The organism is Ensifer sp. M14 (genome assembly GCF_003355565.1).
Classification (GTDB): Bacteria; Pseudomonadota; Alphaproteobacteria; order Rhizobiales; family Rhizobiaceae; genus Ensifer.
The window spans coordinates 533,035-558,497 of record NZ_QJNR01000014.1 but is presented as its reverse complement, the minus strand read 5'-3'; the positions used below and the strand labels follow the sequence as shown (position 1 = coordinate 558,497).

Genomic DNA, 25,463 nt, shown 5'->3' with positions numbered 1-25,463 from the left:
TGAAGCTCTCCTTCCATAAACGTTATCTTCGCGATTGGTGGCAATAGCTTCGCGCATCTTCATCAGAAACGCCCGGGCAGTAGTGTGTTGGTGACCTTGCCCCCGTCGAAATAAAGACGCCCTTGATTGACGCCGCTCATCAAGCCGGCTGGGGTTGGAGAGGCGTGGCTTTCGGAAAGCCGTGAGCCAGTGTGCCTAGGGCGTTCCCGGCTGAGTTGGAATCGCTGAAACGCTCTATCTCCTTGTTCTTACGCATTTCCTGACGGAAATCGGCTTCGCACTTCTCTTGGAAATGCTCTAAACGACACCATCCTGCCGTCCGCGCTTCCGGCGAGGTCAGCGACCCCGGCCTCGTCTTACAGCGAGGCGACAGAGAGCCTCCCCCCGGCTGACGGGGGAAGGCGTTGACTGGGAAGCCCCAGGGATCATGCAACCAGATCGAAACGATCGGCGTTCATGACCTTGGTCCAGGCCGCGACGAAGTCCCTGACGAACTTCTCTTTGTTGTCGTCCTGGGCATAGACCTCCGCATAGGCGCGAAGAACGGAGTTCGAGCCGAAAACGAGGTCGGCGCGGGTCGCCGTGTACTTGGTCGCGCCGGTCTTGCGGTCGCGGATTTCGTACATGTTGTTGCCGGTCGGAACCCAGGAATAACCCATGTCCGTCAGCGTAGCGAAGAAGTCCGTCGTCAACGCGCCGACATGGCTCGTGAAGACGCCGTGCGCCGTTCCGGCATGGTTCGTGCCGATAACGCGGAGGCCACCGACGAGTGCTGTCATCTCGGGCGCAGTCAGTCCCATGAGCTGGGCGCGGTCGAGCAGCAGCTCTTCCGAGCTCACCACATAGTCCTTCTTCTGCCAGTTGCGGAAGCCATCGGCGAGCGGCTCGAGCGGGGCGAAGCCGTCCGCATCCGTCTGCTCGGCGGTCGCATCGCCGCGCCCTGCGGCAAACGGCACCTCGATCTCGAAGCCTGCGGCCTTTGCCGCCTGCTCGACGCCGTAGTTGCCGGCAAGCACGATAACGTCGGCAAGGCTGGCGCCCGATGCCGTAGCGATCGGCTCCAGCACGGCAAGAACACGGGCCAGACGCGCCGGCTCATTGCCCTCCCAGTCCTTCTGCGGGGCAAGGCGGATACGGGCGCCGTTCGCGCCGCCGCGGTAATCCGAGCCGCGGAAGGTGCGGGCGCTATCCCATGCCGTGGCAACCAGATCCGAGACGGAAAGACCGGATGCCGCGATCTTCGCCTTGACGCCGCCGATGTCGTAGTCCTTGCGGCCGGCCGGGATCGGATCCTGCCAGACGAGATCTTCGGCGGGCACATCAGGGCCGAGGTAACGGGACTTCGGTCCCATGTCGCGGTGCGTCAGTTTGAACCAGGCGCGGGCGAAGGCATCGGAGAACGCCGCAAAGTCGTTGCTGAAGCGTAGCGAGATCTCGCGATAGATCGGGTCCACCTTCAACGCCATATCCGCATCGGTCATCATCGGAATGGTGCGGATCGAGGGATCCTCGACGTCGACAGGCTTGTCTTCCTCGGCGATGGTGATCGGTGCCCACTGAGAGGCGCCAGCCGGGCTGTGCGTCAGTGTCCACTCATGCTTGAACAGCATCTCGAAGAAGCCGTTGTCCCACTTGGTCGGCTCGGCGGTCCAGGCGCCCTCGATACCGGAGACGACGGTATTGCGGCCGATGCCGCGACCCTTGGTGTTCACCCAGCCGAGGCCTTGGAATTCGGGGCCTGCGGCTTCCGGATCGGCGCTGAGGTCAGCCGGGTTGCCATTGCCATGGGACTTGCCGATGGTGTGGCCGCCGGCGGTAAGGGCTACGGTTTCCTCATCGTCCATGCCCATGCGCGCGAAGGTCTCGCGCATCTGTGCCGCGGTCGCCAGCGGATCGGACCTGCCGTTCACGCCTTCCGGGTTGACGTAGATGAGACCCATCTGCACGGCGGCAAGCGGGTTTTCCAGCGTCTCGGGCTTGGCGACATCGCCGTAGCGGCCGTCGCTCGGGGCGAGCCACTGCTTCTCATTGCCCCAATAGACGTCCTTTTCCGGCGCCCAGATGTCCTCGCGGCCGAAGGCGAAGCCGAAGGTCTTCAGACCAGCGACGTCGTAGGCGATGGTGCCGGCAAGCGCGATCAGGTCGGCCCAGGAGATCTTGTTGCCGTATTTCTTCTTGATCGGCCAAAGCAGGCGGCGACCCTTGTCGGTGTTGACATTGTCCGGCCAGGAATTGAGCGGGGCGAAGCGCTGGTTGCCGGTGTTGGCACCGCCGCGGCCGTCAGCGGCGCGGTAGGAGCCGGCTGCGTGCCACGTGACGCGCGCCATCATGCCGACATAGCTGCCCCAGTCAGCCGGCCACCATTCCTGGCTGTCCGTCATCAGGGCGCGCAGGTCCGCCTTCAGCGCTTGCACATCAAGCTTCTTGAGTTCTTCGCGATAGTTGAACCCCTTGCCGAGCGGATTGGTCTTGCTGTCGTGCTGGTGCAGGATGTCGAGGTTGAGTGCGTTGGGCCACCATTCCATGACGGAGTTGCCGAGAGCCGTGGCACCGCCGTGCATGACCGGACACTTGCCGGTCGGGGTTGTCTTCGTATCCATTTTGGTCCTCCAACGGATTTTCTTCAATCTACGGCCACTGGAAGGACTTTGCGGGCGCACTTCTTTGGTCAGCGCCACCGGTCGGTGTCTTCCAAGTGGCCAATGAGTAACAAGCCTATTCGATAAACTCCAATTGTATATTCTAAAGGCTCCGATATGCTGAGGTTATGAACGGCCTAACCATGAAGCATCTCCGCTATTTCGAAGCCCTTGCCCGCATCGGCCATTTCGGCCGCGCTGCGGAAAGCTGCGCCATCTCGCAGCCTGCGCTCTCCGTGCAGATAAGGGAACTGGAGGAACTGCTCGGTGCGCCGCTCGTGGAGAGAGGTGGGCGCCGCATACGGCTGACAAGCCTCGGCGAGGAGTTCGTTGGCCGTGCCCGCGCTATCCTGCGCGCTGTCGACGAACTGGGAGACCTCGGAAGGGCGGCCCATGGGCCGCTTGCCGGCCGTCTTCGCCTCGGCATCATTCCAACGGTCGCGCCCTATCTGCTACCAAGCATCATCAAATCGCTCGCGCAGCTCTATCCGGGGCTCGATCCGCGGCCACGCGAGGCGATCACAGGCAGACTGATCGAGGACCTGGCGGAGGCGAAACTGGATATCGCCATCGTCGCGCTGCCGATTTCGGAACCTGCGCTGGAGGAAATCCCGCTGTTTGACGAGGAATTCGTGCTGGTGCGGCCGCTAGAGGATGCGGAAAAGCCGGTGCCGGCTTCGGAAAGGCTTCACGAGATGCGCCTGTTGCTGCTGGAAGAGGGGCATTGCTTCCGGGACCAGGCCCTGTCCGTCTGCAACATCACCGCGGCATCGACGCGCGACGTGATGGAAGGCAGCTCGCTTTCAACCCTCGTTCAGATGGTGGGTGCGGGCATCGGTGTGACGCTTATTCCGGAGATGGCCATCGAGACCGAAACGCGATCCTCTTCGGTTGGCGTGTCCCGGCTTGCCGGCCCCCGCCCCACCCGAACGATCGGGATGGTATGGCGAAAGACCAATCCATTGTCGGCGCAGTTCACTCGGATCGCCGACGTCGTGCGCGAAGCCGGGCTGCGCAGGCAGAGGCAAATGGATGGCGCCCTGTGAAAACAAGCCGTTGCGTCAATAGCAGACACCCAAAACGCGCGGCTAACCGGTTAAGTGGGGGTCTCCGCAGGAGGTTCTGAATAGCGCCGCCAAAAAGGCGGAACCGGGACGGCTTGCCCCAGGCAACCCGCTCCGCCTGATCGAGAGTTCGCACCCAAAAGCGAACAAGCCATCGACTGCCTCACAGGCGACCTCGCGAAATCGATGAAGTCGTCCCGGGCAGCCGTTGGACCGCCCCTGGACCAAGACGACCCCAAGCCCGATCCTGAAGTCGACATCCCTCACCTTCCCGAGTTCGAAATTGCGATTGGGTGGATCCAGCATCCATTTCGGCGCAAAGCCGATGCCAAGACCGACCGACACCCGTGACACCGGCGAAAACGGGGATCAGAGCAAACAGAGCACCCTCAATGCCGACCGGCGCCTGCATTGACGTCGGCGAAAGATCTGCAGGGTTGGCAGCCTCTCAGTCCCCAAACCGGGGCTCTACACCGCTGATCGGAAGGTTGGCACGCTCCTCCTATTGTGCTCCGCATGCTCCATCGTCCTATATCCACCTGCGAGAGTGGTCGCGGCGTTCCAGTAGCGGTACATTTCGCGTGCTCTTGGATCTCAGAGGGACATCACGTGCGCTGGTCGAAGCCTCTAAGATTGCATCTCAGCGTCCTGGTTGCGACGCTGCTGCTCTGTATCTCCATTCCGCTGATCTGGATGGCGTTCAGTCACGGACGCGAAGCGGCGATCGTTGCGGGCGAAAAGCAGATGCGGCAGATGAGCCTGCGTCTGGTCGAGGGGTACAAATATGCGTTGGCGGGAGGATACGAGGCCATCGCCGTCGCCTCCACCTTGCAACACATCGTCTCTCGTCCACCCCACGAGCTGGAAGAAAAGCAGGCATTCTTCCTCGAAGTTCTTCGAAACGTTCCAAATGCAACAAGCATGTTGGCCGGCTATCCCGACGGGGCCTACATACAGGCAATCAACGCGGCAAATCCGCATGTCCGAACGTCACTTTCAGCGCCTGACGGCACAGCGTTTGCGATCAGAATTGTGGCGCATGAAAATGCTGGAAACATCGAGATCATGAGGTTCCTCGATGCCGAAGGCAAACTCATCGGCGAACGCCGATCCGAGAGAACGACATTCGATCCGCGACAGCGGCCATGGTATCGCTCGGTTCTGGAGCATCAGAAACCTGTTTCGGTCGGCCCCTTCGTCAGCGGCACATTGAAGATGCCGACCCTCACGATCGCAGCACCGATGAAAGACAACGGACAGATCGCGGTCGGCGTGAATGTTCACCTCGAGACCGTCAGCCGACTGCTCGACGCGCGCGAGATATCGCCGCGTGCCCGCAGCTACATCCTCGATGAACAAGACGGGCTTGTGGCACATTCGGACCCGGCGATGATGAGCAGGATACTGGGTCTGTGGACGCAGCGCGGCGAGGCTGACGATGGAGCAGCCAAAGCCTTGGACAGAACTGTCGACACGGTGATCCGGCTCCGCCGGGACGTCAAGCTCACGAACGGGGATCTCGCTCGGTTCGATCTCGACGGTGAGCCCTATCTTGTCGAGATCGCTCCGGTCACCTTCTCGGACCTGTTCAAAGGCACCTCCGTCGCAGTCGTGGTGCCGTTCGACGATCTTGTGAGCCAGGCAAACAAAGAACTCGTGCGCAATGTGCTGATGGCCGCGATCTTTGTAGCCGCAGGCGTCGGTGGGTCGATTGTCCTCTCGCGCCTGATCAGTGCCTCTCTCTATCAGCTTGCGGACGAAGCGCGAAGAATTGGCGATCTGGACTTCGCCGGAAAGGGCACACCGCCTTCCTGGATCACTGAAATCAATACGCTCTCGGGAGCGCTAGCCGCCTCGCGGCGCGCCATCGCGCAATTTGCTCTTTACGTTCCCCGGGAGGTTGTCCGACGGATTGTCGACCCCTCTGATACGTCGACGAAGGCGGCACGGCAGGACGTGACAGTCCTGTTCACGGACATTCGCGACTTCACCACTATTTCCGAACAGCACCCGCCCGAAGACGTTGTCGAGATCTTGTCCGCCTACTTCGAACTGTTAAACCAGATTGCAGAGCGCCATCGCGGCACAGTCGTCCAATATCTCGGCGATTCCATTTTCGTCATGTGGAATGCCCCCATCACAGAGGCTGATCACGTCGCGTCCGGCTGTCGCTGCGCGCTCGCCATGAGCGTCGCCGTCGATGAATTGAATGAGGATAGCCGGAAAATCGGCCGGCCCGAATTGCGAACCCGGTTCGGTTTGCACACCGGGCAGGCTGTCGTCGGCAGTTTCGATGCAATCGCGCGTCAGCAATACACAGCCATGGGCGATACGATCAACGTCGCGTCGAGGTTGGAGGGTCTGAACAAGGAGTTCGGCACGACCATCCTTGCAAGCGCCGCAATCCAGCAGGTCGCTGCGGATCAATTCGCGTTCCGCTCGCTCGGGCTGATGAAAGTGAAGGGACGGATGGAAGCGGTGGAGGTTTACGAATTGGTAGAAGCCGCGACCCGCCAACCCGGATAGGCATCCGTTGATGCAACGACGGGAATGCGCCCGGCCGGTCTTGGCTTTGACACGGGCCGCGCCCCTTCGTCGACGCGCCGCGGATACCAATCTGTCCGATCGAGCAGAAAGCGTGAACAGTGCCTCCCCGCATGCTGTCGCAAGTGAGCAGAGGGCGCGGCGCGTAAACGACCACGCTCCCCATATTCAAACGCCGCGGCGATTACCCCACAACAGGACATGCAACTGCGGCAACACCCGCGCATCGAACCATTTGTCGCCGGTTACCTTGTCGACCAGCCAGAGCATTCGGTTCATGATGCCGTCGATGTCCACTGTCGCGCTGTCGTCTTCCGGCGGTGGTGGCGTGTGGTTTCCCGGCTGCAGGTAGACGGGCCACGCCGGGTACCTCCGGGCGATGTCCTTGGCATAGGCATAGTCCCGATCGTCGAAGACGACGATCTTCAGCACCGTCATCGGCCCGCCGGCGGCTATCGAAAGACAGTCGTCCAGTCTTGCGACGTCGGTTTCCATCCCGCTCGATGGCGGCTTCGGGCTGAGGACCAGCACATCGAGGCTGGCGAACCAGTCCCTGGCGACGCTGCCCTGCGTCTCCAATGCAAAACGATAGCCCTCGCTGTGGCCGCGATCGATCAGCGGACCGAGCGGCTGGATGGCAGGGTTTCCGCCGGAAAGCGAGACGGTGAGCGGCACGCCGCCGGAGAGCAGCTTGACCTCGCTCCAGATGTCGTCGACCGACATCGGCAGCCACTCTTCGCGGTATTCGCTGTCGACCGCGTGCAGTGTATCACACCAGGAACAGCGGTAGTCGCAGCCGCCGGTGCGCACGAACACCGTCGGCTGGCCGATCAGCACACCCTCTCCCTGTATCGTCGGCCCGAAGATCTCGCTGACGCGGATAGCGGCACCGGTCATGGCCGGTATTCCGCCCAGGTCTTCGGCGTCTCGCTGACGCGAACGGCCGACGTTTCCGGCAGCCGCTGCTTGCACCAGTCATAGAAATGCCGGGCAAGGCATTCGGACGTTACGCGGTCATGGCCAAGCACATCGTTCAAATGGCGATGGTCGAAACTGCCATCGATGTAGCGCTTGAGCGGTGCCAGATCATGATAGTCCCGCACGAAGCCATTTTCGTCGAGTTCGTTGGCAGCAAGCTCGACCTCGACGATGTAGTTGTGTCCGTGCAGCCGCGCGCATTGGTGATCGGCGGGCAGATGGCTCAGCTGGTGCGAGGCGGAGAAATGAAACTCCTTGGTGATGCGGTACATCAGCGGACCTCCTCTGCCGAGAAGCGGCTGATGGCGCCCTGCCAAAAGTCCGGATCGGCATATTCGGTCGGGTCGTCGACGCCAGCCAGATGAAAGGCCTCGCGTCGCTCGACACAGGTGCCGCAACGCCCGCAATGGTGATCACCGCCCTTGTAGCAGGACCAGGTCTCGCCGAAGGGCGTGCCGTGCCTGGCGCCATCCGTAACGATCGCTGCCTTGGGAACATCGACATAGGGGGCGTAAAGCCTGACGGCGCCATAGCCGTCGAGCGCTTCGTCCTGCATCTTCTGGAATGCATCGATGAAGCCCGGCCGACAATCGGGATAGATGAAGTGGTCGCCGCCATGGACGGCAACCGCAACGGCGTCGGCCTTCTGCGCAGAGGCAAGCCCGAAGGCGATCGCCAGCATGATGGCGTTGCGGTTCGGCACGACCGTCGCCTTCATCGTCTCCTCGGCATAGTGGCCGTCGGGCACGTCGATATCGTCGGTCAATGCCGATCCGGTCAGGTGCCGGCCGACACCGGTGATATCGATGATCTCATGTGGAACGCCAAGCCGGCGGGCGCAGGCAGCGGCGAAGTCAAGCTCCTTGCGATGGCGCTGGCCGTAGTCGAAGGAAAGCAGGCCGACGAGCTCCTGTTCTGCCGCTATTCTATGGGCGAGCGAAACGGAGTCCAATCCGCCGGAGCAGATGACGATAGTTCTCATGAATGTGGGTCCCTTGTTTTGACCGGGTGGGCTGCGACCGGATGCGCGGCTGCTTTAAGCCATTGCAGTGGTTTTGGCCAGTCCCCAACGCCGCACCCTACCCTGTGTGCGCGGCAACGCGGACTTCGCCTGACGACGGAAGACGGCCGGACCATTTTATCCGCAGCCGCAAGATCAAAAATCACTCCGGCCGATTTCCGCCGCGTTTCAAAGGCGCTAACGTCGCGCCGTCACGCCTGATGGGGCGTGAGTTCCGTACGTTGGTCTTTGGCGTCAAGTGCCAGCTTACGGTGGAGATCGATATGGGAGGAGTTCTGGAATGCTGATCGACGGAAAAGTCTTCATTGTGACCGGCGGCGGATCGGGCCTTGGCGCCGGTGTTGCCAGCCTCTTGCACGGCAAGGGCGCGCGCGTGGTGCTCGCCGATATCAACGAAGACGCCGGGCGAGCAATGGCCGATCGGCTCGGAAGCAACGCCCTTTTCGTCAGGACCGACGTCACCAGCGAGGCCGATGGCGCTGCCGCAGTTTCCGCGGCTGTCAATACGTTTGGACACCTTCACGGGCTGGTGAACTGCGCCGGCATCGCGCCGGGCGAAAAAGTACTCGGCCGCGAAGGCCCTCACCGCCTCGACAGTTTCGCGCGAGCGGTCGGCATCAATCTTATCGGCACATTCAACATGGTCCGTCTCGCGGCAGCAGCGATGGAAAAGGAAGCGCCTGGCGACGACGGCGAACGCGGCGTCATCATCAACACCGCCTCGGTCGCCGCCTTCGACGGACAGGTCGGCCAGGCCGCCTATTCCGCCTCAAAGGGCGGCGTGGTCGCCATGACGCTGCCGATTGCCCGCGAACTGGCGCGCCACGGCATCCGCGTCGTCGCGATCGCACCGGGCATTTTTGAAACGCCGATGATGGCCGGCATGCCGCAGGAGGTCCAGGATTCGCTCGGAAAAAGTGTCCCCTTCCCCCAGCGCCTCGGCAAACCGGAGGAGTTTGCAGCCCTTGTCCAACATATCTGCGAAAACCGGATGCTGAACGGCGAAGTCATCCGCCTCGACGGCGCGTTGCGCATGGGCGCGCGCTGAGAGCTGATACGGAAGCGGGCCGGATGCGGTTCGCATTCGGCCCGCTTCCGTATCATGCATTGGGTTAGACAGGCATCGGGCGCTGAGTATCAAGGTAGCCCGGGCATCGCATTTTGCGCCAGGCGCGGCGGTATCGCTTCCACGTTCAGCGGACTGCCGACGCCAGCCAACTCTTTGTTTTTACGGTTTGCTGACAGAAACCCGCTTCTGGCGTTTCCGGATATGCGCGATGCGCGGCGACAAACAAGGTGAGACTCGCCCGCGGAAAGTGCGGCGACAACCGCGCCATCTGAGCCGCGCTTAGCAACAATAACCGTGCAAAATTAATAGATCCTGGCTCCTGTCTCGGCCGCTATGCGGCGACGAGGGGAGCCGCTACAATAAATCTCGCTGCAGGGCGTAGTTCTCAAATCCCACCCAAGTATGAATCTCATCCAGATGCGAGGCCGAGCGATGTTCAAAGTCCTAGCAATAATCCTGGCGTTCAGTGGAATTTCGATGGGGACAGCTGGGGCCGAGGAGGTCGATGTCGAACTGCTTCTTGCAGTCGATATTTCGGGCTCGATGGACATAGAGGAGGCGCAAGTGCAGCGGACCGGCTATGTCGAGGCGCTGAAACATCCGGATTTTCTGAATGCGGTAGAAGGCGGGTATCTAGGGCGGATTGCCCTCGGTTATTTCGAATGGGCGGGGATGATAAACGAGGACTCCGTCATTGCCTGGCATGTGATCGATGATGCCGAAGACGCATTGGCTTTTGCTGCCAGGCTGCAGGCTCGGCCGATCGGAATACGGCGTGCGACCTCAATCTCCAATGCAATCATCTTCGGGACGACGCTTATCGAGTCGAACAAGTTCTCCGGTGCTCGTAGGATTATCGACATATCGGGTGATGGGCCGAACAACTTCGGTGGGCCGGTTACGACAGCCCGTGCCAATTCCGTGGCTCGCGGCATCGTCATCAATGGCCTTGCCATCATGATCCGGCCCTCTGTCGCATTAGGACCTCTGGACCAATACTACGGCGACTGTGTCATCGGCGGAGCAGGCTCGTTCGTGCTTGCCGTTCACGAACCGGAGGACTTCGGCTTCGCCATCCGCCAGAAGCTGATTCTGGAGGTGAGCGGGCGCACGCGCGCAGAGCATTTTCAGCTTGCAGCGGGTGAAGCCGTTTCGGATTGTCTGATAGGCGAAAAGCTTCGGCCCGGGTTCGTAGACCCATTCTATCCCGAATTGCGGCGCTAGGAGTGTTAGGTTCATCTAATGCGAGCCTGCACTGGAGCCACTGGGTTTTCTGACGCAAGAGGATGATTGTCTTAGCGATGATAGCGAACCATTTAATCGCCACAAGGTGCGCGCTTGTCGGCGCTCGCTTGCTTGCGGACGAACCCTTTTGCAGCTCTTCAGAATATGAAAACGTAGTCCATATTCGTGCTGAACTGCTTCCGCACGTCGTGACGGGTGCCGCCACAAAATTACAGGGCCGCATTCAAGCTTCAAGATCAATACGGTAAAAAGCACTCGGCCTGGGCGAAATCTTTCCGGGATGGAAAAATTCCGCGACGAGATTTTTTGAGTGGTCCGGTGTCGCCGAATATACCTACGGCAGCCACATGTATGTATGTGGCCTTGGCTGCCGAGAAGTGACCGATCGGGCGGACCGCCAAAGGAACCGTCTACCCGCATCTGGCTGACGGAATCGGTGGCGGCTCACACTGCGGCCGCCTGCCCGGACACGTCGACTGACTTGCATTGATTGACGCGAAGGCATTTGATCGGGAGCAGGTCAAATTGTAACGTTGACGACAAGAGCCGGCAATACCAGCGTTTCTCTAACACTTAGGCCAACTCGGCCAGTTTCCTAAGCTGTGTCAGGGAATCTATTAGCAACGGTTCGTTTTCAAGCATCGCGCCCAAGTGAGCCCTGGCCAACGTTTCAAGTAGAGTTTCTCCCTGGTCCGTCAAGGCAACGAGGACGCTACGTTTGTCGGTCGAAGACGGAATACGGATGGCGAGGTGTGCTGCCTCAAGGCGATCAATAAGCTGAACTGCGCCGTTGCGTTGTATCATCATTTGTTTCGACAGTTCCCGGACCATGATCTGGCTTTGCTCTGCGACCTTGATCACCAACATTGCCTGATACTGCTGGGACGTAATACCTGCTTGGGAAAGGGCAGCCTCGCTGAATGAAAGGAACCGGCGCATGGCCAACCTGACCCCCGCAAGTCCCTCGAATATACCTGGATCGAGCCGATCGCTTGCAGTCATTTAAGAGGCGCTCGCTGAAGTTCAAAGCCTGGCTCGAAAAGCATCCAAATATTGCCTTTATTTATATCATGTCATGATATACTCTTGTCGTCTCACCTGGGGAGGAGGCTCGCGAGCGCGACAACAATAAGCACTTACTGTCGCCAAGTGCAAACATGACAAAATCCGCGCTCGCGAATCCTGGGTCGGATGAGCGGCAATCCGCTGAAATATGTGTACTAGAGGGCGCGACAGCACGATTGAGGGGGCATGTTGACCAGCGAAAAAGACACTCCGAGCTCCCCACCTCTTAAGACGGCTTATGTCGCGGATCAGTTTGGGTTGTCGGTGGCTGACTTCCAGCGCTACTGCCAACTTGGTTTGATCATTGTATCGGTCGACAAAGGCGCGTGCGATTCACGCGACAGCCTCCACATCAAATGCTGCCTCGGCAACAGGGTGTGGCAGGCAACCATAGATCCGGAAGGTCGCATCACATTCGAAGCTATGACCTTCATCCGCGGAAAAATGGCGAAGACCCTAAGACGATAATTGCTGAGCAAGTCCTATCGTTTCCTTTCAGCCTTCGTTACCTTGGCTGTTGAAGAGGCCCTGTGAACAGGCGCGCTCGGGAGCGGCCATGGAATCGCGGTGGATCTGGAAATTATCGCGGATTGCGCGACGCATCTGGTTTCGTGCGGCGCTTTTTTCTGTCTTGGGCGTCTTCACCGCCTTGCTTGCAATCATCGCCAGTCCCTTCATTCCTGACGATTTATCCGCAACCATCGGTGCGGATGCAGTCGACAATATTCTGTCGATCATCGCGTCGAGCATGCTGGCTGTGACGACGTTTTCGCTCAGCACCATGGTGTCCGCCTATGCTGCGGCCACCAGCAATGTCACTCCGAGAGCCACAACCCTCGTTATGGAAGACAGTACGACGCAGAACGTGCTTTCAACTTTTATCGGCTCATTTATCTTCAGCTTGGTTGGGATTATCGCGCTTAGTACGGGCGCCTATGGCGATGAAGGGCGACTTGTCCTTTTCCTAGTGACCATCGGTGTCGTCGGCGTCATTGTCGTGACGCTCCTTCGCTGGATGGGTCACTTGTCCCGCCTCGGGAGGGTTACTGAAACCACCGAGCGTGTCGAAAGGGCCACACTAGCGGCAATGGAGGCCCGCAGGGAACGGCCCTACTTAGGTGGCCAGCCGCTGATTGATGTTACTGCCAATGTTCCTTCGACGGCGCGGCCGATACACTTTTCGTCGATTGGCTATACCCAACACCTCGACGTTTCCGCATTATCGAGCCTGGCACACGAGGGTGGAGGTAGGATCTACGTTCGCGCAGTACCTGGCAAGCTCGTCGATCCAACGACACCCATAGCATGGGCCGAGGGCCTAACCCAGGAAGACCAGGAGAGTGCCATTCGCGGATGTTTCACCATCGGTGAAACCAGGTCTTTTGATCAGGACCCCCGGTTCGGGGCTTCGGTTCTAGCGGAAATTGCATCCAGAGCGCTTTCTCCTGCCGTCAACGATCCGGGCACTGCAATAGACGTCCTCAGTCGCGCCATGCGCATACTCACTGTCTGGAGCACGCCCGCGGAGCAGTCCGATTCAGATGGAGTTGTTTATCCGAATGTCTACATTCCCCCAGTCGAACTAGCCGACTTGTTTGACGACCTCTTCACACCGATTGCCCGCGATGGTGCCGCAATTGTCGAAGTCGGTCTTCGGCTGCAAAAGACTTTGAAGTTGCTGTCGCAACTGCCTGACCGGCGCTACGTGACCAATGCCGAACGCCATTCATCCGAGGCGCTTGAGCGTGCAGAGATTGCGCTTTCACTGGAAGCAGACAGGTGTCGCCTGCGTCAGGTCGCGTTGGTTCAACGCAAGACCTGACAGACACGAATATGCTTGCCTACCGGAAAATCCGCCCGACGGTTGACCGGCAATGTGTTTGCTCTAGTTTAGCGCCCTCTTCCCGGGGAAGAACGGCGCGATAGCCGCGTCAAACATCGCTGGCCACAACCATTCTCGCTGCGGACACGAAACCAATCCTGTCCTCGCACGGCCAAAACTATGATCGCCCAACGCCTGTCTTGTGCCGGCACGGGCCGGTGAAACCGGTAGAGCCCGTCGGCTGTGCCGTCACCGACATCCAGCCGCCCCTGCCATGACATTGCAGGCGGTGTGGAGGGAGACCATCCACCGTGTTGACGACCATCCTCAAATCCGTGATCGGTGTTTTGATCGCATGGACCTTGCTCAGCGCGCCGACTGCGGCCCAGGTGCCAGGCATGACAGCCCCCGCTGCAGATGTGCAGGAGGCGCACAACCCGATAAAGCTTCAAGACCTGATCAATGTCCTGCGTGACGACAAATCCCGGGAAGCCCTGCTCTCGCAGCTCGAGGCCGCCGGAAAAGCAGGCTCCGGCACGGCAGTGCCGACAACGGCTGACGTCCCGCTCGGACAACGTATTGCCGAATTGACCCGCGATATCGCCGAGCAGGCGGTTTCTTCCCTCGTCGGCGTCTATGAGCAGCTGGCAAGGGTGCCGGCGCTATTCTCCAGCCTCACAGGGGCGGAAGCGGCGGTGCTGCTCGTCATGCTGCGCAACCTCGCGCTGGTGATCGTTGCAACGCACGGCACTTTCTATTTGCTTCGGCTCTTCAAAATGCCCGTCGACCGCAAGCTCGGACTGCGGGCGCACGCGGCACGGCCCGCGGCCAGGGTCGCGCTCGCGGTTGCGTCGCTGGTCATGGATGTCGCAACGGTTTTTGCAGCCTGGGCCGTCGGCTATCTAGCGGCGTTGACCGTCTTTGGTGAACTCGGCCGGATGGACCTAGAGCAGACCCTCTATCTCAATGCCTTTACGGTCGTTCAGGTTTTGAAGGTGATCTCGACCAAGATTCTGTCACCGTCCAATCCTGATTTCAGGCTTCTTCATATCAGCACGCCGGCGGCGCAGCGGATTTATGCGACGCTTGCCTGGATCATCGGTATTCTGGGCTATGGGCAACTCCTGTTCCAACCGGTTCTGGCGGAAAACGTATCGCCGATGTCCGGGCAGGCCGTATCCGTGCTTGCAGCTCTCATCGCACTTGGCATAGCGATTGCGACGACGCTGCGCAGCAGAAGCGCGGTTGCCGATTGGCTGCTGGGCCGATCGCAGACGGATCAGCGCGGGCGGTTGAGCACTCTTCTGGCTTCGCGGTGGCACTGGCCGGTTCTGGCCTATCTGGGCTTTCTGTTTTTCACGGTGCTGGTCGGAACCATTGAAAGGCTGTTCGGCGTGCTAGGCGCAAGCGTCCAGGCCTTCGCGGCAATTCTTGTCGGATGGATCGTCGCCGACCGGCTTGCGGCAGGCATATCGGGTGGCGTCCGCCTGCCGGAACGGCTCAATGAACGATTGCCTTTGTTGGAGAGGCGCGTAAACGGTGTCGCGCCGAAGTTCCTGACCATCGTCCGTGTCGCGATCCTGGCGCTTGTCGTCGCCATGGTGATGGCAGCGATCGGCCTGTTTCACCCCGCCCGCTTCCTGGCAACACCGCTTGGGCTGCGCCTGACGGGCACGGTCGTCTCGGTCTTTCTGGTGCTCCTTTGCGCTTATCTGGTTTGGCTCGTTCTGTCGTCCTGGGTGGACTACCGTCTCAATCCATCCTTCGGCACCGTCGCCACATCGCGCGAGACGACCCTGTTGAGCCTCTTTCGCAATGCCGCGACGATCGTCATTGTCGTCGTCACGCTGATGTTCACCCTTTCCGAGCTTGGCCTGGACATCGCGCCACTGTTGGCGTCTGCCGGCGTCCTCGGGCTTGCCATCGGCTTTGGTGCCCAGAAGCTGGTTCAGGATGTCATCAACGGCGTTTTCATCCAGCTTGAGAATGCCATCAACGTCGGTGACGTCATCACCGTCGGTGGCATAACGGGCACAGTTGAGCGCCTAACGATCCGTTCGGTCAGCCTCAGGGACGTCCACGGCTCCTACCACATCATATCGTTCTCATCGGTGGATATCGTCACCAACTTGATGCGCGATTTTTCCTTTCATGTGGCCGACATCGGGGTTGCCTATCGTGAGAATGTCGATGACGTGCGCGTCGCGCTGAAGGACGCCTTCAGCGCGCTGAGAAGCGATCCGGATCAAGCACCGGCCATCATCGGCGATCTCGAGTGGTTCGGCGTGCAGTCGCTCGCCGACAGTGCCGTCGTCGTCCGCGTGCGGATCAAGACGCTTCCGGGCAAGCAATGGGCGATCGGCCGGGCCTTCAATGCCGCGGTCAAGCAGGTCTTCGATGCCCGCGACATCGAGATGCCGTTTCCCCACCAGACAGTCTATTTCGGGGTGGGCAAGGATGGCGCAGCGCCCGCAGCAAACATAACGTTTCGCCGTGAGAAACCGGCTGTTCGCAGCCATGAAACGAAAGCAGATGCCTCTCAGGACAAGCGCTACCACTCAGTCAACACTGAAAGAACGGCTATCTCCTGAAGAGCTCCTAGGTTTTCCAGAAAACGGGCGCGAGAATGACGAGGACTGTTAGAATCTCAAGTCGGCCCATGATCATCACGATTGATAGCATTGCCAGCGCAGGATCGGAGATCGTGGAGAAGTTGCCGGCCGGGCCAACGACCGGCCCGGTGCCTGGCCCGACGTTCGAAAGGGCGGTGATGACGGCCGACATGGACGTTACAATGTCATAGCCAAGTGCCGCCATGAACAGACTGCCGAGGGCCCAGATCGCAAGGTAGGTGACAAAAAATATGAAGACAGCGCGCTGCGTGTCGGGTTCAACAATCACATTTCCGTACCGGACCGCCAGAACGCTTTTGGGATAGATGATGCGTGCAACGATTGGCAGGAACGAATTGATGATGATAACAAATCGATAGGCTTTCATGCCGCCGGCGGTCGAACCCGAACAGCCTCCCATAAATGTCGCGAAGAACGCGACGGCCATCGCAAAACTACCCCACGCCGTATAGTCACTACTTGCAAAGCCGGTGGTCGAAAGGATCGAGGCGACTGAAAAAAAGGCAAGCGACAACGCTTCGCTAAAAGGTGCTCCGCTCTCAATGCGGTGATAAACCGCAAGCGCCATCGCAAGCGTCGCAAGTGCGACGAGGAAGAACGCAACTTGCGGATCTCGCAAAGCCTCAGCACGCCGGCGAACGACAAATAGGATCAGAATAGAAAATGGCAGACTGCAAAGGGTCATGAAGAATGTCGCAGCCCATAGCAGGCCGACACGGTCGTAATATCCGAACGAAGCGTCATGGGTCGAAAATCCCCCTGTCGCCACGGTCGTGAATGCATGGTTGATTGCGTCGAATTGTGTCATCCCCAGCGTTCTGTAGGCAATGGCGCAGAACAGTGTCAGCGCGATGTAGATCATAACGAGAGCGCGCAGAAAGCTGACGATCCGGGCAAAAGGTTTCGCGTTGGTATCGGACGATTCCAGACGAAAGAATGATATTCCGCCGACACGCAGAAACGGCATGACGAAGAGGCCAAGCGCAACGATGCCGATGCCCCCAAACCACTGAAGCATCGAACGCCAGAGCAGCAATCCCGGCGCAACATGATCCAGACCGACAATGACAGTTGATCCCGTCGTGGTCACAGCGGAGACGGATTCGAAGATCGCCTGTGCCAAGCTCAAGTTCAACTGGGAAAGCCAGAGTGGCAAGGCCCCGATCAAACAGAATGTGATCCACAACAGATTGACAAGGAGGAAGCCCATTCTTTTGCTCAAAGGCGGCATGGGCTCGTGAGTTGCAATGGCGGTTGCCAGACATAAACCTCCACCGAAGAACCCCGCCCGCATAAAAACTTCCCAACTGGCGTAGCCGGCCTGGAAATCGATCACGGCCGGCACAATCATCGTCAGCGAAAGATAAAGCCCGCACACGGCGGCAATGTGGGCGGCTGATCGATACATTCGTCGGATACCGTCCTCGAAAGTTGTTTACCGGCGACCGGCGTGCTCTTTGGAATCGCAAGTTGCAACACGGTCCCGACAATTTCAACGAAAAGAAGCTCACCTGCCGCGCGACGCAATCGACGTGGCTATTGAACCTCTTCAGAGCATCGAAGAATGACGACCTTGCGCCTTGTACGCCCCGTTGTTGCGATGTATCGCTCACTGCCACTGAGGTCGTTGAATGGAACCCGTTCTGTGCGGTAAGGAACCTGTGATGGTCTTCATGTCCAAGAGAACCCTTGCAATCGGACTATTCTGTCTTTGCCTTCTTATTGGCGCCATTCAGGTTGTAACGGCGATCATCATTGTTCTACTAAGATAGCTTGGCACGAGATCCGGGGTGCAAATGCACGTAGATGGAGTTTTGTTGTTTTTTGTTTGTTAATGGCAACGGACGATGATTGCTTCATCGCAAAAAAGGCCGGACGGACATGAGCTACGATTGGGGCGGTGGAGAGCGACGCCGAAGGCGCACAGGTCAAGCGGCCATCGGGGGACTGCTAGCCCTTCTGGCTCTGATCGCCGTCCACTTGCTTTTCTGAAGGCCGCCATACGACATCGGGCCCCGAAAAAAAGCGGCCTGCATTGCGCAAGCCGCCTCGAATTCAAACTACAGTGCGTCCAAGCTAACCCGGAACATGTCCGAAATCAAACTGTTCGTGCCGGGTCCTGCAGTAATCTGGCGTCTCGATCGGGCTGATCTTCATCTTTATCGCAACTGCACCGCGAAAGGGCCCTCCCTAGGAGATGGGAGGGCCAATTTTCGTCTTTTTATCATCTCGATCGATAACACGGCAATCTCGCGCAGGCGCTGCAATACCGATCTGAGGAGACCGTCAAATAATGGTGACCTTCAGACTTTGCGTCTCGCCTGAGAGAGCTTGGCAGACGCCTCATGGAGTATCAATAAATTTTTAGGGGTAATCTAACAATTGACAAGAAGCCGCCATCAAAAAGCCGTGAGGTGAAATGCCTGCCTTTCGGGTGCGCCCCTCGAAAAGCCCCCTGTAACAACGAAGACGTGAGTGCAATTTGATCGGCACAGCGCGAAGTCGACCTTGAAACCAACGCCCCAATGCGCCAGTTCGATTTAGGGAGGCTTTGTAAGCAGAGCCTTTCCAAGGCAAACTTGGTCGAATGGGCGATTCGTTTGGAGCGCGAATGAGATGACCACCGGACTAGTGGGGGGTTAACAAGGCAGTAGGAGGGGAGAATGGACCAAGAAGTCTGTTTTGAGAAGGACCTGATTGTGGGCGTGCCGGCGCAGGACGCGCGAGCAGTCTTTCAGGCAATCGCATCTCATTTGGCACAGCGAACGGGGCTGGACCCGAGAATTATCTTCACTGAATTGATGAACCGCGAAGCCCTCGGGTCTACCGGCTTCGGATCGGGATTTGCCTTGCCGCATGCGCTGGTTCCGAGCCTTTTGGCACCAGCGAAGGTGCTTGTTACCTTGCGAGGCGCAATTGAATTCAACGCACCCGACGAAGAACGAGTGGACGTTTTCCTTGCAATCATTTGGCCGGAAGAGCAGCAGGAAGGTTTTCTGCCAGCCCTGGCCAAACATTGTCGCTTCTTCCGCTCAAAAAAGTTGCTGACGGCGTTGCGCCATGCGCAATCCGAAACTGAGGCCTTGATCGTACTTAAGGCCCTTGCGGGCAAGAGCGCGCCCCCGGTGGCAGTTGCTGCCAGAACGTGGGCCAGCCTGCTTCATTCGTAGGGCCACATGGAGTTCCACGTCACCACTTGATTGATCGCACGGTTGTCGCAGCCGATGAGATTGCGCGCGAGCTGACCCGGCGAGGCAGAGAGCAAATCAACGGCGGACAGAAACGCCGTCGATAACGACGCGTGGCTTCCAACGGCCGTTCTAGGTGAGCGCAGCCAGCAACTCTCTACAAGTAATTGTATATAAGCGGGCCGATTGCGAGTGCATATATACCAGCGGTTAGGGCCAGGCCAATGATGAAGCCTGCTCGTTCGATGGCACCGAAACTATCGTCCTTTTTCATGCCCTTCTCCCTACAGCGTCCTGCGGAGTTATGAATAATGAACAGTCGGTCTCGCTTGCAGGATGTTTGCGTAGCAAGCCCGCATTATGGTCGCTCGATTTGCGCTGCACGACAAGGCCGCCATGCGATGATGGTTTGGTGTTCGCTTGTAACGCCCACGTCCGCATAAGTGAGTTTCGCGTATGGGGAGCCGGCAACGCAGCACTCGGCTAGGGACATACGCTGATCGTGGAGGCAGGTCCCGATCTGCGCCCGAGCTCCAGACAATTGTTTTCAGCACAAAGCTTCCAACCGCTCGGCGTCGCTCCCGACGCCGCTAGGACCAGCTGCTGTTGGGGGGCAATGTTGGGTTTCCACGTCCACCAGCCGTTGTTGTAGACAGCGTCATCCCCCGGTTCCATGCCAGCGCCCGACCCTTTGACGCCCGCTTCAATCAGCCACAACCCTTCGGGCAAGACTTGCCAGGTCTCGCGCCATTCGATCTTCTCGACCGAATGCGTCCACTGCAGAGTGAAGCTGGATGTGGCGATCATCATCAGTTTTGCCCCTGTCAACACGCACAGGTTCATGAGAGTGTGGTCAGAGCAGCGGTCAGTCGGACTTTACGCCAAACCCAGATGACGAACACGGCAGAGAGCGCAAACCCCACTTCATCCGTCACGGGCAACGCAGCGACGAGGAAGAAGGCCGCAGCCACAGCCAGTAGGCGTTCCGCGATCGAGAGCTTCAGTATGCAGAACCCAATCACCGCAGCCCCCCACAGACCTATAGCAATCATTGCCTTGATGCAGATGTAGGCAACAGCTGGCCAATAGCCGATCGACGCTGCAAGAGGTCCGCCGTCCTGCAGCATGAGCGCCGGCGAATAGACAGCCATGAACGGAACAACAAAGCCCGCTGCAGCAACTTTGATTGCCTCGATTGAGATTTTCAGACCGCTTTCTCGAGCGATCGGGGCGGCAGCAAAGCAGGCAAGGGCAACCGGCGGGGTCAGATCCGCCAGAATCCCGAAATAGAAGACGAACATATGGCTGACGAGCAACGGAACTCCAAGCGATAGCAGAGCTGGCCCCGCTATGGATGACGTGATGATGTAGTTGGGAATGGTCGGGATACCCATGCCCAGGATCAGGCAGGTCACCATCGTCAGCAACAGTGAAAGAAACAGGCTCGTCTGGCCGACCGAAACGACAAACTGGCCGAAGGTCGTTGCAACACCGGTCAGCGTCATCGTACCGACAATAATGCCAACGATTGCACAGGCTATACCAACCGGCAACGCGGTTCTTGCACCTTCGCCAAGGCTTTCCACGCAGGCCCACAAGGTCTTGCGCCCGCCGGCATAAAATGAGTTCCAGACGATGAGGCCAGCGATTGCGGTGAATGCGACAGCAAAGCCGTAACGCACGAATGCTGCTCCGATGATCCCGAGCAGGATCCAGAAAATAACACGTAGCGCTCTGCCAGGTAGCCCCAGAACCGCGCTGGCGCCAAGGATGAGCATCGCAGTCAGCCCCAGGCCGACGGTGCCGGCAAAGAGTGGTGTGTAACCGGAAAACAGCAGCCAGATAAGTGCGGCAAGCGGCAGTGTCAGGTACCAACCCCGCCTAAGCGCAAGAGCAGCTGACGGCAATTCGGATCTAGGCAACCCGGCCAGACCACGCTTGCCTGCTTCGAGATGAACCATCCAGAACGCCGACATGAAATACAGAATTGCCGGTATCAGTGCCGCCTTGACGACCTCTGCGTAGTCGACGCCGAGTGTTTCGGCCATGATAAAAGCGACCGCCCCCATGACGGGAGGCATTATCTGGCCGCCCATCGATGCCGTCGCTTCGACACCTCCAGCAAACGCCGGACGATATCCGAACTTCTTCATCAGCGGTATCGTGAACTGGCCGGTGGTGACCACGTTGGCAACGCCAGAGCCTGATATTGTGCCCATGAGACCGGACGAGATGACCGCGACTTTCGCGGCTCCGCCCCGCTTATGTCCAACGAGCCCGAGTGCCGTATCGGTAAACAGCTTGATCATTCCCGCCTTCTCGAGAAACGAGCCGAACAGGATGAACAGGAAGATGTAGGAAGAAGAAACATAAATGGGTGTGCCATATATTCCTTCGGTGCCGTAGGCCATGTGGTCGACAATCTGGGAAAGGTCGTAGCCGCGATGGTCAAGAGGCGCCGGCAAATATTGGCCAAACAAGCAATAGGCCAGGAAGGCACCGCTGATGATCGGCAGGGCTGGGCCCATGGCGATCCAGCAAGCGGCAAACACCGTTACCAGGCAAACGATACCGACGACGATATCGCGCGGCAGCGGGTCGCCCGCGCGCACGATGAGGTCTGTATACTCAATCCATTGATAGCCGGCGACGAAGGCGCCGCAACCTGCCAGGAGCCACGCCAGCACACGAACCACAATGGGTCGCCTGGCTGACGCGGCGACCAGTGGAAAGGTCAAGACCAGCAGAAAGCCGACATGAACGGCGCGAACAACCTGGCTCGGCAGGTCGATGACGTGGGCTGCGGTAGCAATCTGAAAAACCGAAAACGCAACCGCGATCGCAAAGAGCAGCCTGCCCTCAATGGTTACGGGAAATCGCTCACCGAAACTGCTGGCGAAATCGTCTTGTTCACGCGATGACTTTTCGAACGCCGCATCTGAATGGAGCACGCCGTCTGCCTCCCCAAGAAAACGAGTACCGACCGCCGGCAGTCATGCCGGCGGCCGTGCGTGTGGGTTACAAAAGGCCCTTTTCCTTGTAATAGCGCTCCGCTCCCGGGTGCAGCGGAATAGGCATGCCTTTGACCGCGTCCTCGATCTTGATCGCAGTGGCGGCGTTGTGGGCAGCCGTCATCGCAGGAAGGTTCTCGAAAAGAAGCTTCGTCATCTGGTAGGCGGTTTCATCTGAAACGTCTGACCGCGTAACAAGGAAATTGACGACAGCGACCGTTTCGGTGTCGTCAGCCTGCCCATCATAGGTATTGGCAGGAATCGTTGCGGCGACGTAGGGCGCGCCAAGTTTTTCAGCGACAGCCTTTGGAACCGCCACCACATTGATCGCCACAGATGTGGCCAGATCCTTCAGCGACGCTACCCCGAGGCCTGCCGACTGCAGCGTCGCATCAAGCTGTCGATTCTTCATCAATTCCACGGATTCGGCAAACGGCAGATATTCGGTCTTTCCAAGATCCTCATAAGTCATGCCATCGGCCGCGAAAATCGCGCGTGCGTTAAGCTCTGTTCCAGACTTGGCAGCGCCCACCGAGAGACTTTTGCCCTTAAGATCGGCAAGGGTTTTTATGCCTGACTCTCTAGAGGCGACGATCTGAATGTAGTTGGGATAGATAGCGGCGATCCCTCTAAGCTTGTCGAGCGGTGCCTTAAAACCAGCTTCCGCATTACCTTCCGCAGCCATCTTGACGCTGTCACCGAGCGAGAAAGCGATTTCACCCTTTCCTTGCTGAAGCAAGTTGAGGTTTTCGACCGAAGCCTTCGTCGCCTGAACCTGGGTGCGTGCCCCCGGTATTCCGTCGCCATAAATCTTGGCGAGCGCGACACCAAGCGGATAGTAAACGCCCGAGGTACCTCCAGTCAGTACATTGATGAACTCATCCGCCCTGGCCGGCACCGCAGATAAGCCCGCCAGTGCAATTGCGCCCGCAGCGACGGTGCTTGCTATCAGTTTTCTCACGATTGTCCTCCCGATCAATCCCTTTACAACCGTCATCATGGGTGGATCGGTCGTACGCGTCAACGCCTTGAAGTGGAAAGCGAACTGTAAGTGCGGCACAGACGGCGCACGGCAAACGCGCACATTCGGCCCAGCTTCTCCTGCCGGCTTGATTTGCCCACGACCGAAACCTCTCCTGCAAAGGGGGGGAGCGAGACCGGATGGCTGTCGGCGCCGCGGACCCGGAAGCATCATTTGAACGGTCGGCGGGACTACTGACCGATCTGATCGCTGACGTGCGCGTTGGCTTGTTTGTCAACCGACCGCCGGGCTCGGATCGTTGCTGCGATGAAGACCCGCGAAAGTCCGTGGTAGAGTGGTTCGCGCGAAAGTAGACGCGATGTGACATAACCAATCATGGAGACTGCCATGATTGAGATGACGCCTTCGTGGTTGCCCGTCATTTCGAGGATAATGACAAAGGCCGTCATCGGCGCCTGAACCACGCCGGCAAAATAGCCGGCCATACCAAGGATCGCTGCCAGTGCGATACTGCTGCCCATGAAGTAGCCGATAGTACTGCCAAGGCCCGCTCCGATGGAGAGCGACGGTGCGAAGATCCCACCCGGAATGCCCGAGATCATCGATGCGAAGCTTGCGAGCAGCTTCTGAACAAAGAAGAGCAGAGGAAGTGCTTGTCCCTCGATCGCATTCCTGGCCTGATCATAACCTGTTCCAAACGTTGCACCGTTGGATGACACTCCAACCAGTGCGACAACAACACCGCATGCGCCTGCCAAAATCACCATCCGCTTTAACGGCGCGGTTTGGGCGAAGCGGCGAATGCGAACACCTGCGTAGAGCGCAAATCCGCTGAACGCTGCGCCAAGTGCACCGCCGCACACGCCGCAAGCGACCACCAGCGCCCAGTCGCCGAATTGCGAGGGACCGACCGACGCAGTTCCAAAATAGGTATAGCTTCCTGAGAGCCCGAGTGCTGCCAGCCCCGAAAGGATCACTGCGGTCAGCACGAGACCATTTGCTCGCGACTCGTACGTTCGGCTCATTTCCTCGATCGCGAATACAATCCCCGCGAGCGGCGTGTTGAAAGCAGCCGCAATCCCCGCCGCCGATCCGGCAAGAATGAGCCCGCGGGCATGGGCAACGCCGCCGAAGCGGGCAGCCGCAAGCATGAAGGAGGCGCCGACTTGAACTGTCGGCCCCTCGCGCCCGATGGACGCGCCCGAGAGCAGCCCAAGGACAGTCAAAGCGATCTTGCCAAATGCGATGCGTAGCGACAGCAGTCGTGCGCGATCACCTTCGTCGCGGAAGTGGCGCGCCGCTATTGCCTGCGGAATTCCACTGCCCTGCGTATTGGGGAAAAACCTTGCGGCGATGTACGCCGAAAGTGCGAACCCAACGGGCGTCACCAGGATCGGCAGAAGAAAACCCCACTCTCCCGAAGACCTGATGCCGTTGAAGACATGCTGCGCCAGATCCGCCAAGTACGCAAACAGCACGCTGACTACACCGATAGCAAGTGCCCCAGACCAAAATACCAGCCGTGGTTTCCAGACAGCAACGGAACCCCACAGAACGCGGGAGCGTCGCAGGAGCTTAGATTTTCGGTAAAGCGGTCGCATCGGCAGCCCAGGATGGAAACGGCAACGTGGGCCTCGGGTAGGCACAAAGCCGAGCCTTGGAGAAGCTTTGATCCACGCGTGTTTGCGCTCCTTTATCGTGGCTTCGCCTTGGCATTGCAAGCATCGATGGCCGAGAAGGCAGAATTCCGGCCATCCGAACTCGCACAAGGCCAAGCATTGGCAAGTCTTGAGGAACCATTCATCGGAATGACCGGGAAGCAACAGCCGGGGTGCAATGGCAAATGGCGCAGCGGCGTTCGTGACACCTCGACAACACGGACGTGTCGGTCCAAAAATCGGTCTGGCATCTCGATCGTAGCACTCCACCTGAGCCGATAAACGCAGAACCAAATTGCTATTGATTGGCGGATTGGTTGATGCTGCGAACGCGGCATAGCCAAGAACATGCATCTTATCCACATTCCTGTGCGGATGTTCAGTCTCACGCTGGCCGCCATCGAAGCAGCCAGTCCAGAACGACGTGTTCCGCCGGAGTGCTGAGACGGTATTAAAACGGGGCGGCCTTTCCGCCAAATACACCATATCCGCGAATAACCACGAGCACCCCTCGAAATTGAGGGTTCGCATCGGCACAACCCGG

General features: G+C 58.9%; 18 protein-coding genes and 1 pseudogene. 8 read left to right on the top strand and 11 right to left on the bottom strand.

Annotated features, from left to right (window positions below; translation table 11 throughout):
- Positions 1–425 precede the first annotated feature (425 nt).
- Entirely contained in the window at positions 426–2,600 is a 2,175-nt protein-coding gene (gene katG / locus BLJAPNOD_RS31060) for a catalase/peroxidase HPI (RefSeq protein WP_115422613.1), read from the bottom strand.
- A 167-nt stretch (positions 2,601–2,767) separates the two neighbouring features.
- Here katG and BLJAPNOD_RS31055 point away from each other — a divergent pair, with 167 nt between their 5' ends.
- A complete protein-coding gene (locus BLJAPNOD_RS31055; RefSeq protein WP_115422612.1) occupies positions 2,768–3,685 on the top strand; it encodes a hydrogen peroxide-inducible genes activator in 918 nt (305 codons plus the stop codon).
- A 179-nt stretch (positions 3,686–3,864) separates the two neighbouring features.
- On the opposite strand, the pseudogene BLJAPNOD_RS36265 reads toward BLJAPNOD_RS31055, so the two are convergent.
- Positions 3,865–4,066: pseudogene (locus BLJAPNOD_RS36265) on the bottom strand (LysR family transcriptional regulator); the annotation flags it as partial.
- A gap of 246 nt (positions 4,067–4,312) precedes the next feature.
- On the opposite strand from BLJAPNOD_RS36265, the gene BLJAPNOD_RS31045 reads away from it, so the two are divergent.
- Entirely contained in the window at positions 4,313–6,229 is a 1,917-nt protein-coding gene (locus BLJAPNOD_RS31045; protein ID WP_115422611.1) for an adenylate/guanylate cyclase domain-containing protein, read from the top strand.
- A 186-nt stretch (positions 6,230–6,415) separates the two neighbouring features.
- On the opposite strand, the gene queE is transcribed toward BLJAPNOD_RS31045, so the two are convergent.
- Genes queE through queC form a run of 3 tightly spaced genes read right to left on the bottom strand, consistent with a single transcriptional unit; the run spans position 6,416 to position 8,207 of the window.
- On the bottom strand, positions 6,416–7,144 hold the full coding sequence (gene queE, locus BLJAPNOD_RS31040) for a 7-carboxy-7-deazaguanine synthase QueE (RefSeq protein ID WP_115422610.1): 729 nt from the start codon (positions 7,142–7,144) through the stop codon (positions 6,416–6,418).
- Positions 7,141–7,497, bottom strand: a complete 357-nt coding sequence (queD, locus tag BLJAPNOD_RS31035) for a 6-carboxytetrahydropterin synthase QueD (RefSeq protein WP_115422609.1) — start codon at positions 7,495–7,497, stop codon at positions 7,141–7,143. The genes queE and queD overlap by 4 nt, the downstream gene beginning before the upstream one ends.
- Positions 7,497–8,207: a 7-cyano-7-deazaguanine synthase QueC gene (queC, locus tag BLJAPNOD_RS31030; RefSeq protein ID WP_115422608.1), complete on the bottom strand. Its 711-nt coding sequence runs from the start codon at positions 8,205–8,207 to the stop codon at positions 7,497–7,499. The genes queD and queC overlap by 1 nt, the downstream gene beginning before the upstream one ends.
- A 319-nt stretch (positions 8,208–8,526) precedes the next feature.
- Between queC and BLJAPNOD_RS31025 the strand changes: the two genes are divergently transcribed.
- Positions 8,527–9,294 carry an SDR family NAD(P)-dependent oxidoreductase gene (locus BLJAPNOD_RS31025; RefSeq protein ID WP_115422607.1) on the top strand — a complete coding sequence of 256 codons (768 nt, stop codon included), beginning with the start codon at positions 8,527–8,529 and terminating at the stop codon, positions 9,292–9,294.
- 453 nt (positions 9,295–9,747) lie between these two features.
- Positions 9,748–10,539, top strand: coding sequence for a DUF1194 domain-containing protein (locus tag BLJAPNOD_RS31020; RefSeq protein WP_115422755.1), 792 nt, complete (start codon positions 9,748–9,750; stop codon positions 10,537–10,539).
- A 594-nt stretch (positions 10,540–11,133) separates the two neighbouring features.
- Here the strand turns inward: BLJAPNOD_RS31020 and BLJAPNOD_RS31015 are convergent.
- Positions 11,134–11,562, bottom strand: coding sequence for a MarR family transcriptional regulator (locus BLJAPNOD_RS31015; RefSeq protein ID WP_115422606.1), 429 nt, complete (start codon positions 11,560–11,562; stop codon positions 11,134–11,136).
- A 249-nt stretch (positions 11,563–11,811) separates the two neighbouring features.
- Between BLJAPNOD_RS31015 and BLJAPNOD_RS31010 the strand changes: the two genes are divergently transcribed.
- From BLJAPNOD_RS31010 to BLJAPNOD_RS31000, 3 genes are all read left to right on the top strand, one after another.
- On the top strand, positions 11,812–12,093 hold the full coding sequence (locus tag BLJAPNOD_RS31010; protein ID WP_115422605.1) for a hypothetical protein: 282 nt from the start codon (positions 11,812–11,814) through the stop codon (positions 12,091–12,093).
- Positions 12,094–12,181: 88 nt separating this feature from the next.
- The gene (locus tag BLJAPNOD_RS31005) at positions 12,182–13,447 is read left to right on the top strand and encodes a DUF2254 domain-containing protein (protein WP_115422604.1); all 1,266 of its coding nucleotides are present in this window, start codon (positions 12,182–12,184) and stop codon (positions 13,445–13,447) included.
- Positions 13,448–13,758: 311 nt separating this feature from the next.
- Positions 13,759–16,038, top strand: coding sequence for a mechanosensitive ion channel domain-containing protein (locus BLJAPNOD_RS31000; RefSeq protein WP_115422603.1), 2,280 nt, complete (start codon positions 13,759–13,761; stop codon positions 16,036–16,038).
- A gap of 7 nt (positions 16,039–16,045) precedes the next feature.
- Here BLJAPNOD_RS31000 and BLJAPNOD_RS30995 read toward each other — a convergent pair whose 3' ends face one another.
- Complete coding sequence (locus BLJAPNOD_RS30995; protein ID WP_115422602.1) at positions 16,046–17,488, bottom strand: TrkH family potassium uptake protein; 1,443 nt, start codon at positions 17,486–17,488, stop codon at positions 16,046–16,048.
- Between the two features lie 1,255 nt (positions 17,489–18,743).
- On the opposite strand from BLJAPNOD_RS30995, the gene BLJAPNOD_RS30990 reads away from it, so the two are divergent.
- On the top strand, positions 18,744–19,250 hold the full coding sequence (locus BLJAPNOD_RS30990) for a PTS sugar transporter subunit IIA (protein WP_115422601.1): 507 nt from the start codon (positions 18,744–18,746) through the stop codon (positions 19,248–19,250).
- Positions 19,251–19,751: 501 nt separating this feature from the next.
- On the opposite strand, the gene BLJAPNOD_RS30985 is transcribed toward BLJAPNOD_RS30990, so the two are convergent.
- The 4 genes from BLJAPNOD_RS30985 to BLJAPNOD_RS30970 form a co-directional block, all read right to left on the bottom strand.
- Positions 19,752–20,078, bottom strand: a complete 327-nt coding sequence (locus BLJAPNOD_RS30985; RefSeq protein WP_343215834.1) for a DUF1850 domain-containing protein — start codon at positions 20,076–20,078, stop codon at positions 19,752–19,754.
- Between the two features lie 29 nt (positions 20,079–20,107).
- Positions 20,108–22,120: a TRAP transporter permease gene (locus BLJAPNOD_RS30980; protein ID WP_199566076.1), complete on the bottom strand. Its 2,013-nt coding sequence runs from the start codon at positions 22,118–22,120 to the stop codon at positions 20,108–20,110.
- Positions 22,121–22,286: 166 nt separating this feature from the next.
- Complete coding sequence (locus tag BLJAPNOD_RS30975; protein WP_244611176.1) at positions 22,287–23,231, bottom strand: TAXI family TRAP transporter solute-binding subunit; 945 nt, start codon at positions 23,229–23,231, stop codon at positions 22,287–22,289.
- 260 nt (positions 23,232–23,491) lie between these two features.
- Entirely contained in the window at positions 23,492–24,862 is a 1,371-nt protein-coding gene (locus BLJAPNOD_RS30970) for a chloride channel protein (protein ID WP_115422598.1), read from the bottom strand.
- Positions 24,863–25,463 lie beyond the last annotated feature (601 nt).

Excerpts from the sequence above, each read along its gene's own strand:
- BLJAPNOD_RS31010 (WP_115422605.1), top strand. The coding sequence starts at position 11,812 with ATGTTGACCAGCGAAAAAGACACTCCGAGCTCCCCACCTCTTAAGACG.
- BLJAPNOD_RS30970 (WP_115422598.1), bottom strand. The coding sequence starts at position 24,862 with ATGCGACCGCTTTACCGAAAATCTAAGCTCCTGCGACGCTCCCGCGTT.
- queC (WP_115422608.1), bottom strand. The coding sequence starts at position 8,207 with ATGAGAACTATCGTCATCTGCTCCGGCGGATTGGACTCCGTTTCGCTC.
- queD (WP_115422609.1), bottom strand. The coding sequence starts at position 7,497 with ATGTACCGCATCACCAAGGAGTTTCATTTCTCCGCCTCGCACCAGCTG.
- BLJAPNOD_RS30985 (WP_343215834.1), bottom strand. The coding sequence starts at position 20,078 with ATGATGATCGCCACATCCAGCTTCACTCTGCAGTGGACGCATTCGGTC.
- queE (WP_115422610.1), bottom strand. The coding sequence starts at position 7,144 with ATGACCGGTGCCGCTATCCGCGTCAGCGAGATCTTCGGGCCGACGATA.
- BLJAPNOD_RS30995 (WP_115422602.1), bottom strand. The coding sequence starts at position 17,488 with ATGTATCGATCAGCCGCCCACATTGCCGCCGTGTGCGGGCTTTATCTT.
- katG (WP_115422613.1), bottom strand. The coding sequence starts at position 2,600 with ATGGATACGAAGACAACCCCGACCGGCAAGTGTCCGGTCATGCACGGC.
- BLJAPNOD_RS30990 (WP_115422601.1), top strand. The coding sequence starts at position 18,744 with ATGGACCAAGAAGTCTGTTTTGAGAAGGACCTGATTGTGGGCGTGCCG.
- BLJAPNOD_RS31055 (WP_115422612.1), top strand. The coding sequence starts at position 2,768 with ATGAACGGCCTAACCATGAAGCATCTCCGCTATTTCGAAGCCCTTGCC.
- BLJAPNOD_RS31025 (WP_115422607.1), top strand. The coding sequence starts at position 8,527 with ATGCTGATCGACGGAAAAGTCTTCATTGTGACCGGCGGCGGATCGGGC.
- BLJAPNOD_RS31005 (WP_115422604.1), top strand. The coding sequence starts at position 12,182 with ATGGAATCGCGGTGGATCTGGAAATTATCGCGGATTGCGCGACGCATC.
- BLJAPNOD_RS31020 (WP_115422755.1), top strand. The coding sequence starts at position 9,748 with ATGTTCAAAGTCCTAGCAATAATCCTGGCGTTCAGTGGAATTTCGATG.
- BLJAPNOD_RS31015 (WP_115422606.1), bottom strand. The coding sequence starts at position 11,562 with ATGACTGCAAGCGATCGGCTCGATCCAGGTATATTCGAGGGACTTGCG.